Source organism: Flavobacterium arcticum, from assembly GCF_003344925.1.
Classification (GTDB): domain Bacteria; phylum Bacteroidota; class Bacteroidia; order Flavobacteriales; family Flavobacteriaceae; genus Flavobacterium; species Flavobacterium arcticum.
In genome coordinates, this window is the sequence record NZ_CP031188.1 from 1100935 (window position 1) to 1114431 (window position 13497).

At 38.1% G+C, this 13497-nt stretch carries 13 protein-coding genes; 5 read left to right on the forward strand and 8 right to left on the reverse strand.

The features are described from left to right. Positions 1 to 10: 10 nt before the first annotated feature. On the forward strand, positions 11 to 1891 hold the full coding sequence (locus DVK85_RS04975; RefSeq protein WP_114677377.1) for an OmpA family protein: 1881 nt from the start codon (positions 11 to 13) through the stop codon (positions 1889 to 1891). A gap of 253 nt (positions 1892 to 2144) precedes the next feature. On the opposite strand, the gene DVK85_RS04980 is transcribed toward DVK85_RS04975, so the two are convergent. From DVK85_RS04980 to DVK85_RS05005, 6 genes are all read right to left on the reverse strand, one after another. Continuing rightward, the gene (locus DVK85_RS04980; RefSeq protein ID WP_162845306.1) at positions 2145 to 3029 is read right to left on the reverse strand and encodes a DUF3078 domain-containing protein; all 885 of its coding nucleotides are present in this window, start codon (positions 3027 to 3029) and stop codon (positions 2145 to 2147) included. 73 nt (positions 3030 to 3102) lie between these two features. Continuing rightward, positions 3103 to 3612 (reverse strand): DUF2480 family protein, encoded by a 510-nt coding sequence (locus DVK85_RS04985; protein ID WP_114677379.1) that lies wholly within the window; start codon positions 3610 to 3612, stop codon positions 3103 to 3105. Positions 3613 to 3666: 54 nt separating this feature from the next. Further along, entirely contained in the window at positions 3667 to 3990 is a 324-nt protein-coding gene (locus DVK85_RS04990) for an SUF system Fe-S cluster assembly protein (protein WP_114677380.1), read from the reverse strand. A gap of 5 nt (positions 3991 to 3995) precedes the next feature. After that, on the reverse strand, positions 3996 to 4415 hold the full coding sequence (locus DVK85_RS04995) for a SufE family protein (RefSeq protein ID WP_114678987.1): 420 nt from the start codon (positions 4413 to 4415) through the stop codon (positions 3996 to 3998). Positions 4416 to 4420: 5 nt separating this feature from the next. Further along, positions 4421 to 4861, reverse strand: coding sequence for a hypothetical protein (locus DVK85_RS05000; protein WP_114677381.1), 441 nt, complete (start codon positions 4859 to 4861; stop codon positions 4421 to 4423). 34 nt (positions 4862 to 4895) lie between these two features. After that, a complete protein-coding gene (locus DVK85_RS05005) occupies positions 4896 to 6110 on the reverse strand; it encodes an aminotransferase class V-fold PLP-dependent enzyme (RefSeq protein ID WP_114677382.1) in 1215 nt (404 codons plus the stop codon). Positions 6111 to 6329: 219 nt separating this feature from the next. Here DVK85_RS05005 and DVK85_RS05010 point away from each other — a divergent pair, with 219 nt between their 5' ends. From DVK85_RS05010 to DVK85_RS05025, 4 genes are read left to right on the forward strand one after another with little or no spacing between them, the layout of a single operon-like run. Beyond that, positions 6330 to 7211 carry a heme/hemin ABC transporter substrate-binding protein gene (locus DVK85_RS05010; RefSeq protein WP_114677383.1) on the forward strand — a complete coding sequence of 294 codons (882 nt, stop codon included), beginning with the start codon at positions 6330 to 6332 and terminating at the stop codon, positions 7209 to 7211. Continuing rightward, positions 7211 to 8245, forward strand: a complete 1035-nt coding sequence (locus tag DVK85_RS05015; RefSeq protein ID WP_114677384.1) for a FecCD family ABC transporter permease — start codon at positions 7211 to 7213, stop codon at positions 8243 to 8245. The genes DVK85_RS05010 and DVK85_RS05015 overlap by 1 nt, the downstream gene beginning before the upstream one ends. Positions 8246 to 8248: 3 nt before the next feature. Continuing rightward, the gene (locus DVK85_RS05020) at positions 8249 to 9028 is read left to right on the forward strand and encodes a heme ABC transporter ATP-binding protein (protein ID WP_114677385.1); all 780 of its coding nucleotides are present in this window, start codon (positions 8249 to 8251) and stop codon (positions 9026 to 9028) included. An 18-nt stretch (positions 9029 to 9046) separates the two neighbouring features. After that, positions 9047 to 10084 (forward strand): hemin-degrading factor, encoded by a 1038-nt coding sequence (locus DVK85_RS05025; protein WP_114677386.1) that lies wholly within the window; start codon positions 9047 to 9049, stop codon positions 10082 to 10084. Between the two features lie 139 nt (positions 10085 to 10223). Here the strand turns inward: DVK85_RS05025 and DVK85_RS05030 are convergent, their stop codons facing one another. Together DVK85_RS05030 and DVK85_RS05035 are read right to left on the reverse strand one after the other, a co-directional pair. Further along, a complete protein-coding gene (locus DVK85_RS05030; protein ID WP_114677387.1) occupies positions 10224 to 11297 on the reverse strand; it encodes an HmuY family protein in 1074 nt (357 codons plus the stop codon). Positions 11298 to 11309: 12 nt separating this feature from the next. Continuing rightward, complete coding sequence (locus tag DVK85_RS05035) at positions 11310 to 13466, reverse strand: TonB-dependent receptor plug domain-containing protein (protein ID WP_114677388.1); 2157 nt, start codon at positions 13464 to 13466, stop codon at positions 11310 to 11312. Between the last annotated feature and the right edge of the window lie 31 nt (positions 13467 to 13497).

Sequence of the window (13497 nt, forward strand, 5' to 3'; positions counted from 1 at the left end):
ACATAAGAAAATGAAGAACTTATATATTACCCTTAGTTTTATGCTCGCCACTATGGCAGTAACGGCACAAAACAAAGATACTAAGACCGCGGATAAACATTTTGACCGTTTCGAATATGTAGAAGCCGCAGAAGAATACTTAGAACTTGTCAATGATGGCAAAGCCGATGGTTATGTGTATACACAACTAGCCGATAGCTATTATAACATATTCAATTATAAAGAAGCTGTAAAATGGTATGACAAAGCTGTTGCCGCAGGCAACGCTGATAGTGAAACCTATTACCGCTACTCACAAATGCTAAAAGCAGCAGGACGTTATGAAGAGTCGAACAAGCAAATGCAAAAATTTGCTACAATGGCACCTACCGATCAGCGTGCCGTGCTCTTTATGGAAGATCCTAATTACCTGCCGAAGCTAAAAAATCAAGCTAAACTCTTTGATGAGAAAGTATTAGATATTAACGATGAGAAGTATGGTTCTTTTGGTCCTGTACTAACCGATGATAATACCCTATACTTTACGAGTGCCCGTAACAAAGCCCGTAAAACTTACGGATGGAACGAGCAACCGTATCTTGACTTGTATATGGCAACTTACAATGCTAATGGTACGTTTAGTGAGCCTGTACCTGTAGATGGTGTGAACAGCAAATGGCATGATGGTCCTGCTGCGGTAACCCCAGATGGTAAAACAATGTATTTTGCTAGTGAGAGTTTTAAAGAAAGTAAGCAATTTGAGCGTGATAAAGACGCTAATGCTAAAATAGGACAAGTATACCTATACAAAGCTACTAAGCAAGGTGATAGTTGGGGTAATGTACAACCATTACCATTTAACGACAAGCGTTGGAGTACAGGTAACCCTGCTATTAGTAAAGATGGTAAAACATTATACTTTGCTTCGAACAGAGAAGGGTCTATCGGGGATAACGATATCTGGAAAGTAGAAATAAAAGGCGCTAACAGTTATGGTGAGCCAGTAAACCTTGGTAAGAAAGTAAATACCGAAGGTAAAGAAACCTTCCCGTTTATTACTGATGAGGGTATCTTATACTTTACCTCTAATGCCCGTTCGGGCTTTGGTGGTCATGATGTTTATGTGATTGACTTGGCTAATGGTGGAGAAGCGATGAATGTAGGAGCTCCTATTAACTCGCCACAAGATGACTTCTCTTTTACGTTTAACACTACTAAAAACATGGGCTTTTTTGCTTCTAATAGAAGCGGAATGGATAAACTATACAGTGCTACGCCAGTATGTGGTGTAGAGGCTATTGTTATGGTAAAAGATGCTAATACAGGAAAACCATTGGCTTCGGCTAAGGTGGCGATCTTGGATGAGAAGAACAATGTAATTGAAAGCAAAATGAGTGGTGCTGATGGTAAGGTAACGTACAATGTAGATTGTGATAGAGCCTATACCGTACAGGTTACAGCGAACAAGTATGAAAGTAACAGCTTCCCTATCGCCAAAACTGATGGTGGGAAGGTTATGATTGCGGCGAACCTGAAACCTATTAAGGAGATCGTGGTGATACCAGTACTAGACCTAAAACCTGTTTTCTTTGAGTTTGATAAGAGTAACATTACTAAAGAGGCTGCCTTTGAGTTAGATAAAGTAGTGGAAGCTATGAATGATAACAAAGAGATGGTAATCATGGTGAAAGCGCATACAGATAATCAAGGTAGTGAGAAGTACAACATGGGCTTATCGAATAGAAGAGCTAAAGCTACTGTACAATACATCATCTCTAAAGGTATTGCTAAGGACAGAATATCTGGTGAAGGCTTTGGTGAGAGTCAGCCTAAAGTAGATTGTAAAGATAACTGTACTAAAGAACAGAATGCTGAGAATAGAAGAAGTGAGTTCCTTGTTGTGAAGAAATAACAACAACGAACAATCAACGATAAGGGTTTTACCCTGAGCTTATAAAAACAAAAACCCCGCTACACATTGTGTAGCGGGGTTTGTTTTTTAGGACATATAGCGCTCTTTTATATTCGAAAGAAATACTATTATAACATATAAAAGAGAACAAGAAATCATTTTATAAGATTAACTACCGACTATTCAAAAGAAGAGCAGCCAATAATGACTGCTCTTTTTATATTTATTTCTAAAATATGGAATATAAATTATACTAGAAACCATAATTAGCGGCTACACCAAATACCTGACGTAACTGGAATCCTTTGTAAGCATTATCATCATATACGGTTTGGAAAGATAGGTTTGTAGTTAAATAACGGTTTATCTTCATTACTATATTAAGCTGATAATCTAAATCTACATTTTGTGGGTCTTCAAGATAGTTAGAGTAAAGGTTTACTATATTCTCGAAAGTTACATTTGCAATAATATCTAACTTATAGTATGCCGATGCATTAAAACCTAGCTCATAGCGCATTGATTTACCTTCTTCTACTCCAAAGTAAGCTTCTTCGGGTAGTGTAAAGTTTTTGTCTACAAAAGTAAATTTAGATGTTGCAGGAGAGAGGTTAAATTTAAAGTTATCATCCTTTTTGTACATCATACCAGGATCAACTAGTAAATAACCTGGTGAAAGAAAATTAGTGTATTCATCTCTTATTTCTGCACCATTTTCGTCTTTAGAATATACATATCCCTTTGTAAATTGTGTTTTAAAATTAAGAAATGCTGAATAGTACCAACGCTCTGTAACTTTTTTACCCAAAACAGAATTAACCTCCATACGATCGTCTGTTTTCTTGGCAAATGAGCTTGTTTTGGTCTTTACAATACCATAAGATGCTATAAACTTATTATCCCAGCTCCAGTCGCCTTTTTTATAGTTGAAATCGTAGTTAAGTCCTGCATTACCAGAGATATTGTTCTCTCCTCCTGCAAGCCAGTTGTCGAAAGTAGATTGATTGAATAAAAATGATGCATTCCCTTTTGTTGTCCAAGGGCTAATAGTATCATTAGCTACATTCGAAGAGTCTTCATTTTGTGCATTTAAGCTCATTACGCATAAAGCACTACATAGTAGAGTAATTTTTTTTATCATAATTGTACAAATATATATTTGTACAAAGATAGTTAAATACTTATTTATGCTATGCACGACTAATAAAACACTACTTTTTCTTGTATAACGGAACAGCAGAACAAGCTTCGCCAAACATAAGACTTTTGGCAAAAGGCATTAATTTTTGCACTGCCATAACATAGGCTTCCTGTGGTACTGGCTTTTTAGAACAGCCTTTTACTATAACAGGTTTACCCTTATATTCGGCATAATCTATTTCGGAAAGAATTTCTTGGTATAATTGTACATCAAGATTAGCGATAGTACCTTGAATTACTTTTTTAGCAAGAGGTTGCAGGTAAGTACTTACTAACATATAAGCCCAAGCGGGCACTATAGCATCTGTGCTGCAATATAGGGCGACATAACAATCTTTATATTGCTCCCAGTTATGGTCTTTAAGCGATGCTCTAAAGTCTTTTTCGCGAAGCACAAAGCCTTCTAACAACCATTGAGATATATCAATAGTTTTGCGCTCGCCTTCAGGATAGTAATCCTCTAGGTCGAACACTTGCAATACACTATTGGCAACACGATTTATTATTTCCTGCTCTTCCATAATTAAATTATAAGTTTTGAAAACTGAATACTACTACTGTAAACTGAAATTTGTTTACAGCATTCCAAGTTCCAGCTTTGCCTCTTCGCTCATAAGGTCACGCGTCCAAGGTGGGTCGAAAGTAATTTCTACCTCAGCACTCTTAACGTTTTCTATAGCCACTACCTTATCTTCTACCTCTTTTGGTAAACTTTCGGCAACGGGGCAGTTAGGCGATGTAAGTGTCATGAGTATTTTAACCTCATTATCGGTATTTACCATTACATCATAAATTAATCCTAATTCATAAATATCTACAGGAATTTCGGGGTCATAAATGCCTTTTAGTGCTTTTACAATCTCTTCTCCTAGTTGTGCGGTATCTATTTGCGTATCCATGTTATTTAGTTTTTTGCCTGAAATGCTAAGGCGTACATTTTTATCTGTTTAATCATCGAAACCAATCCGTTCGCTCGTGTAGGCGAAAGGTGTTCTTTTAGTTGAATTTTATCAATAAAAGCCATATCAGCTTCTAGTATATCCGCAGGGGCTTGGTTAGAAAATACCCTAATAAGTATTGCAATAATTCCTTTGGTTAAAATAGCGTCGCTATCTGCCGTAAAAACAACTTTACCCTCCTGTTGCTCGCCGTGTAGCCAAACCTTGCTCTGGCAGCCTTTAATGATGTTCTCCTCGGTCTTATATTGCTCTTCTGCAAGTGGCAATGTCTTACCAAGGTCTATTACATATTGGTAACGCTCGTCCCAGTCTTCAAACATTGAAAATTCGTCTACTATCTCGTCTTGTATTTCTTTTATTCTCATTTGCATTATTTATTTTCAAGTGCCGAAACTGCTAATATTTCCTCAACCAGTACTTTAATTTCGGCAGGTGGGTTACCATGATCAAACCCATTACTTTGATATGTTTTATCTTTTCTAATCACTTTTAAGTTAGCAGCCAGTGCAGCATCTACATGGCTACGGGTACTTGGTGGTTTTAGCTCACTTATTTTATCTAAGTCTACTTTTTGTAACGCACTAAGCAACTTGTTCCAGTCGCCTTTTTTAAGCCCTGTTGTTATAGGGGCTGTATCTCTGCTGTTTAGCGTAATAACAGTATCTTGTTTTACAATTACTTTTTTATAGGCACCACGTGTCATGGCTTCATATTCAAAAGCAATGTACTCGCTTTCTTTTTTTAATGCCGATGAAGCACAGCCCGCAGCAAAAAGCAACGTAATAACCAGTAAAGGCAGTAGTTTTTTCATGATATAAAATTACAATTTTTTAAACAAGTTTAAATTAGCTCAACATACGTTGTGCTTTAATAACTGCTGCTACAAGTGCATCAATTTCTTCTTTTGTGTTATAAAACGAAAAAGAAGCACGCACTGTGCCTGGTATCTTAAAAAAGTCCATTATCGGTTGTGTACAATGATGCCCTGTACGCACGGCTATACCCATTTTATCTACAATAGATCCAATATCATACGGGTGAATATCCCCAACGTTAAATGATATTACCGATGTTTTATTCTTGGCTGTACCTATTATTTTAAGTCCCTCTATTTCTAGTAACTTCTCTGTACCGTATTGTAATAATTCTTGTTCGTAGGTATTAATATTATCTAACCCTATAGCGTTAAGATAATCTATAGCTGTGCCTAGCGCAATGCCCCCTGCTATATTGGGTGTACCTGCTTCAAATTTATGAGGTAACTCGGCATAAGTGGTTTTGGCAAAGGTTACTTCTTTTATCATTTCGCCACCGCCTTGGTAAGGTGGTAACTTGTTTAGCCACTCTTCTTTACCATATAATATTCCGCTACCTGTAGGGCCACAAACTTTATGCCCAGAAAAGGTATAAAAATCACAATCTAATTGTTGTACGTCAAACTGCATGTGTGGTGCCGATTGTGCGCCATCAATTAAAACGGCTGCCCCTACCCCATGGGCTTTGGTAATAATATGCTCTATTGGGTTTATAGTACCCAGTGCATTAGAAATATGATTTATCGCTACTATTTTAACCCTGTTGGTTAATAGCTTTTCAAATTCTTCAATTATCAATTCTCCCTTATCATTCATAGGGATAACCAACAACTCCGCCCCTACCCTCTCGCAAAGCATTTGCCATGGCACTATATTGCTATGGTGTTCCATTGCCGATATCATTACGGCATCGCCAGCTTTTACAAATGCAGAAAAACCGCTTGCTACTAGGTTTATACCATGTGTAGTACCCGTAGTAAACAGCACCTCGTGAGCATGCTTAGCATTAATATGCTTTTGTATTTTTTGTCTCGAAACCTCATAAGCATCAGTAGCTAACTGGCTAAGGGTATGCACCCCACGGTGTATGTTCGAGTTTATGGTTTCGTAGTAAGCCGAAATAGCATCTATAACCACTTGGGGTTTTTGCGATGTGGCTGCATTATCAAAATATACAAGGGGTTTTCCGTTTACCGTTTCATTAAGTATCGGGAAGTCTGCCCTGACTTTATTTATATCTAACATTATAAATTTCCTGAATTAATTACTATCAGCTAGTTAGGGTTTTGTGTACCCGTAGTAAGCCAATGCAAAGTTACGGCTTGTTTTTTTAAAAACAGATTTTTAGCATGGATTTAAGAATACAAGAAAATGGAACTTTTTGCTTCTTATTTTTCATCATTCTAAATAATATTTATAGATTTGCAATAATTTAGATTTAATAAAAATAACAATCATCTATCAATGAAGCATCTAATTAAAACTGTAACTGTAGCCTTAGTACTATTGGCTACTGTTTCTTGCAAGAAAGAACAAAAACAAACAGAAGAAAACACCGTAGCAAATGATACTGTTGCTAAAACGGAACAACGTATTATATCGCTTAACGGGGCATTAACTGAAATGGTTAGTGCACTAGGGCATCAAGATGAAATTGTAGGAGTAGATGTTACCAGCACCTACCCTGAACAACTTAAAGAGTCGGCACAAAATTTAGGGCATACAAGCAAAATATCGATAGAATCGATAATGGCATTACAACCTACTCTTGTACTAGCAACTCGTGAAGGTATTAGCCCAGAACTAATCGAAAAAATAGAATTATCGGGCATTACTACCTATGTATTTGAAAGAGAATTTAGCCCTTATGGTGCAAAGAAAACTGTAGCAGAGGTAGCAGATATATTAGATAGCAAAAATGTAAAAGAAGTACAAGATAAAATTGATGCTGATCTTGCTAAGATTGTACCTCTAGAAAAAGCACAAAAAGTACTGTTTATATATGCAGGTCATGGACCACTTATGGTAAGCGGAAAAAACACCCCTGTAGATAAAGTAATAACACTGGCAGGTGGTACTAACGCAATAGAAGGCTTTGACGATTACAAACCTCTTACCCCTGAAGCTCTTGTAAAAGGAAATCCTGACGTAATACTAATGTTTAACTCAGGGTTAGCAAGCCTTAGCGGAATAGATGGTGTACTAAAAATACAGGGAATAGCTGAAACCAATGCAGGAAAAAATAAAAACGTAATTGCTATGGATGGCGGATTGCTTGCAGGCTTTGGTCCTCGTTTGGGCGAAGCTGCATTAGAACTAAATAGCAAGCTGTCAGAAAATAAATAATGCAAAATAGATTATCCCTTTACCTGTTACTTAGTGTACTATTGTTAATTACATTAGCAATAGTATCGTTATATATGGGTGTATATACATTTGAAAAACACTCGCTAACAGCGCTTATAAAAGGGCTTATCGTAAACGACGACACTATTTCTGATAGTGACCGCTTTGTAATAATGGGGCTACGCCTACCCCGCATTACGATGGCGATATTGATAGGTAGCGGACTTGCAGTATCGGGTACTTGCTTGCAGGGTATGTTTAAAAACCCGCTTGCCACACCCGACTTGATTGGTATAACATCGGGGGCATCATTATTTGCTGCACTTGCCATAGTGCTAGGCAGTTTTATAAAACCTTATATCCCCGAGTTATTGCACTTTTCACTACTTAGTATTATGGCGTTTCTTGGCGCATTACTTACCATGATGCTGGTATATAACATATCTACCACCAATGGTAAAACTAATGTTATAGTAATGCTGCTTTCGGGTGTTGCAATAACAGCACTAGGCTTTGCTATAACAGGGTTTCTTATTTATATATCAAAAGAAGAGCAACTGCGCGACCTTACCTTTTGGAACTTAGGTAGCCTTGCTAGTGCTACATGGACAAAGAATGCAATACTCGCTGTTATCATAATCATATCGTATGCCTTTCTTATCAATAAAGGGAAAGCACTTAACGCCATGATGCTGGGTGAGCGCGATGCACAACACCTAGGTATACCTGTAGAACGCATCAAGAAGCAAATAGTGCTGTTTACTGCGCTTATGGTAGGTACATCGGTAGCTTTTGCGGGTACTATAGGGTTTATAGGGCTTATAGTGCCTTACATCCTTCGTTTGATATTCAAATCGAATTACCATATAATATTACCCATGTCGGCAATACTAGGTAGTATACTGCTACTTACCGCCGATACTATAAGCAGAACCATAGCTGCACCATCAGAAATTCCGATAGGAATACTTACCGCATTTATGGGTGCGCCTATATTTATTGCTATACTAATCCGCAACCGAAAATCAATGTAGACCATGCTAAAAGCGAATAAAATATCATACGCACACCGCAAGTTTTCTATATTAGAAGATATAGATGTTTCGGTAAATCATGGCGAACTACTAGTTATTGTTGGTCCTAATGGTGCAGGAAAATCTACGCTATTAAGCCTTTTGGCAAACGAGATGGGCAAAAATGAGTCGTCTTCTATACTTTTTAAACGAAAATCTTTTGAAGAATGGGACGACAAAGAGTTACCACGCCATAAAGCCAAATTTTCGCAAAGCAACAGTCACGATATTCCCCTTTCTATAAAAGATGTCGTAATGATGGGGCGTTATCCCTATTTTAATACTACACCACAAAAACAAGATAACGATGCGGTTACAAAAGCCATGCAAGAAACGGATGTAGAAGCATTGGCAACACGTGATTATAACTTGCTTTCTGGTGGCGAAAAACAACGGGTACACCTTGCTCGTGTACTAGCACAACTAGACAATGATGTGGCAAATAAACTCATTTTTCTGGATGAGCCATTAAATAATCTTGATGTACTGCACCAGCACCGCATACTGCACACGATAAAGAACTTTACAGAGCGTGGCAATACTGCCATTATGGTACTGCACGACCTAAACCTTGCAGCACAATTTGCCGATACTGTAATGCTGCTTAAAAGAGGTAAAATAGTAAGCCACGATGTACCCGATAAAGTTTTTACCCGCGAAATAATAAGCAGTGTATATAACTTTCCGTGTACGGTATGCCCTAACCCTGTAAATAAAAATCCTTTAATAATATTTGGAACCTAATTAATAAATATAAACAATATGGATACTATCACTAATACATTAAAAACACAGTGGGATGCGTTAAAAGCAGAAAACCCACACCTACGCATTCGTAACGCTGCCGATCAACTTGGCGTTAGCGAAGCCGAACTTTTAGCTACTCAGGTAGGTGATACTGTTACGCGTTTGCGTCCTGAATTTGCAGCGATACTTACCGATGTAAAAGAATTAGAGAAAGTAATGGCACTAACGCGTAACGACGAGTGTGTACACGAGCGTAAAGGAACATACCTTAACCCTGACTTTAGTAGCCCGCATGCAGGACTTTTTGTAGGTGAAGATATTGACCTTCGTATTTTTCATACCCATTGGGATAAAGCCTTTGCTGTAGCCGAAAAAAGCGAGCGTGGCGAGCGTAAAAGCCTTCAGTTTTTTGGGAAAGACGGACTAGCAATACACAAAATATATTTGACTCCTGATAGTAACGAAGCTGCTTTTGATGCTTTGGTAGAAAAATACACGTCAGACAATCAAACTACAGCCGAAACTACTGTTGCTGTTCCGCTAAAAATTGAAGAAAAAGCTGATGCTGATATTGATGTAGCTGGTTTCCGTGAGGCATGGGTAAACCTAAAAGACACGCATGATTTCTTTATGATGATGCGTAAATTTGGTGTTACGCGTACGCAGGCATTGCGTCTTGCTCCAGAGGGTGACTATGCACAAAAAGTAGACAAAGAAGTTATTGTAAAAATGCTAGAAGGTGCTGCCGAAACAAAACTACCTATAATGGTGTTTACGGGTAATAGAGGTAACATACAAATACATACAGGACCTATACGTAAAACTATGTGGCATAACGACTGGTTTAATGTTATGGATCCTGACTTTAACATGCACCTAGATATGAGCAAAATTGCTCAGGTGTGGGTAGTGCGCAAGCCAACCGAAGATGGTACCGTTACAGCTCTTGAAGTATTTAACGAAATGGGCGAAATTATAGTACAGTTTTTCGGGAAAAGAAAACCTGGTATTCCTGAACTACAGGGGTGGAGAGATTTAGTCGCTTCATTATAAGCCGGATATATGTTTAGTTGAGAACCGCTCCCTTTCGGGAGCGGTTTTTTTGTGTTTGGTTACCAAAAAAAATCCCGACCATGCATTACACACAGTCGGGATAAATTCAAACAAAACTTACTAAACTTAAATATTCTTTTTATAGCAACTCATACTGGAATAGCGGGAAACCACGCTCGCCATCGGTATTAAGCATCGATATAAACTTTATTTTATACATGTTACCTGCACCGTCTTTTAGCACAAAGAAAACATTATTATATACCTCTAGTGGTATTACATTTCTCCAGTTAGCACCAATGGCTCTTTGGTCGTCGCTAAAAGCATAATCACCTGTATTTAAAGTTTCTATAGTAAAGCCTTCATAAGCTGCAACATCGCCCTCTACCATAAGTGCTGTTACACCTGCTTTGGTATTGGTTACAATAAAATCAGAATAAAAATACGCCCCTGCCGATACTCCTGAGTTATCGAAAACCTCATTAGTAAACGTAGTTAAGTTCATATCCCATTTAGCTGCCTCTGGCTCTACATTTACTACACTACCTGTTGTAAAACTAAAAAAGGTATGATTGTAACCTGCTGTTTTTGCAATTGCTACTTCGGTATATTCAGATGTGTCTAGGTCGCTATACTGCATTTTGTAGCCTTCGTCATCCTGCCATATTTTTACTTTTTTCCAGCCACGTGCATCACCTGCTGTATTTACTGATCCTGCCGCAGGAGTTGTATCGGGCACTTGGTTACCCAAGTTTACGAGATATACTTTGGCAGCCTCTTCGCTAGTTGCCAGTGTACCAAATGCTGTACCGCTAAGCGACCCGTCTGGATTATCTATATACGCTAAATTTTCGACTTGAAAAGTACCTACTGCAACCGATGCATCTTCATGTTGTCTTACCGTAATATCGGTAGTTTCTAGTTGTTTTACTGCCATTAATAATGACCCGTTTATAACAACACGAAAATCGTTGCCCGAGTAAAAGCCTAAATCCCAACTTTCGCGGGCTACAGGCATTGCTGCTGCCTCACTAAGGTTAACATATACTTGGTTTTGCTGATTAGGACCACCAAGGTTAAGTGGATTATCGGTAGTACCAAAAAGACCGCCTTCTGAAATAGTTTGTATTGGTGCTATATTACTTGCTGTATCATCGTCAGAACAGGCTACTAATGATAGCATTGCAAATGATAATATGATTATCTTTTTCATAGAAATTAGAAATTAAAAATTAAGATTGTAGGTTAATTTTAAAAAATAAGAACGTCCGTAGCCCATTAACATATTGGTACTACCCGTAGTGTGGGTGCCACCGCTGGCTACACTGCTTTGTATGTTTACCACATCGAGCAGGTTGCGTGCACCAAGGGTAACATCAAATTGATTTTTAAAGAACGATTTGCGTACAGAGGCATCCATAAGCCCAAACGATTCTATTTCTGAAAGAACAAACTTGGGGTTGGTTAGTGAGCCATCTTGTACATATTGTTGTTGCTCGCCGTTATGCTTGTAATAAAGCGACAGTAATGTATTCCATTTCGGGATATTGTAGCCTATATTAGCGTTAAACTGGTAGTTGATTAAGTATTTATCATCTGATGTTGCTAAACCTGTGTTAATAGCCCTAGAAATACCCATAATAGATGCGCCAAGCTTTGCTTGCCAATTATTGTAAACCATGCGGTGCGTAGTAGCAATATTCCACATTTTATAACGGCTTATATTAATATAACGATAGCGCAATGATGGTGTAGTGGCTACCACTGCCTGCTCTATACGATCGTCTATACTAATAAAGCTTGCCGAAAGGGTATTACTAAGCTGTAAGCCTGAGTCTAAAAATGTTTGTTTTTTAATACTCGTTTCTACACTATGTCCGCTTTCTGGCACTAAATCAGGATTACCTTGCAAATTGTGGTTAGAGTCAACAAAATAAGTGTATAATTCGTCATAATTTGGTGTGCGGTATGACCTGCCATAGCTCAGTCGGGTTTCTAGCCCTTTGCCCAACAGGTAGCGAAAGCCCATAGAAGCTGCCCATTGGTCGTCGAACTTTGACTGAAATGAATAACGAACCCCTGGACGAACTGAGAATTTATCAGTAACACTTATCTCGGCTGCTGTAAATACATCATAATTTTCTAATCGTTTTTCATGATCGTTATCATCCTGATTTTCATCATTAAAAATACCTGAAAGTGCCGAGCTATAACCACTAGTATTTACCAGCTCATACCCAACTTGAAGATCTAAGCCCTCTTTTTTAAAGAAGTTGCTTACTGTTCCTGTAGCGTATAGCACTTCGGTTTCCTGATAGGTTTCTTCGGTATTGTTTAACTCTGTATCGGTTTGAATGTAATATTTAAAATCCTCTGCATCGCGTTGCTGTTTTTGGTAAGAAACGGATGCGTTATAATCTAGTCCAAAAACTTTACCTACTGCATTAAGATGATTGTAAAATTTTTCGGTAAAATAACGCCTATCGTCAGCATATATCAACTTGGTTATATTATCGTCCTGTAGTTCTTCATGCGTTACACTATTGTAAAAATCTATATTTTCGTTAAAGTAATCGAATTTATAAAACAAGCGTGTACTTCCTTTTTGATAACGTACTAATGCATTAGTAAAATACTGCTCTTTTGGTAACCAGCTATACCCGCGTTCTTGCTCTGGGTTATTTGGGTTATTGGTAAACTCTTTACCGCCAAATTCGCCCTTGTAACCTTCAAAATCGTTGCGGTTAGCACCTACTGCCACAAACCAATTATCGTTTATGCTGTGGGCTACTCTAAGGGCTTGTATGTGCCTGCCCTCGTCATAGAGTGGGCTGTACTCTTCGCCTATGGTTTCTTCCTGTACTGTAGCGGTAATTTCCCATTTGTTTTTGGTCGATTTTTTGGTAATGATATTTATAATACCACTCAAGGCATTAGCACCGTGGGTAACCCCCATAGCGCCCTCTATAATTTCTATTTGCTGTACGTCGTCGAGGTTTATTTGGGTAAGGTCAATATTATTACCCAGCCCTGTATCGCTTACTAGCGGAACATTGTCTACCAATACTTTTAGGTACTGGCTGTCTAGCCCAAACATAGACACGGTAGAACGCCCCTCGCCACTTTGTGGCTGTATGTTAATATTAAGGTACTGGTTAAGTACATCGGCAAGGTTATTTCCTGCCTGACGCTTAATATCGGCTGCGGTGATAACCTTAACGTTAAACACTGATTTTTTTATCGATTGTGGTTCTATTTGCCCTGTAACAACTACCTCATCGAGTTTGGCAAAAATGACCGAATCATTTGCTGTTTGCTGTGCACTGACAACAAAAGTTGCTATAAGAAATACAGGTAGTAAAACCCTTACGTTAATTTGCATTATTATATTAGATTGATTCTAAATTGCAAAT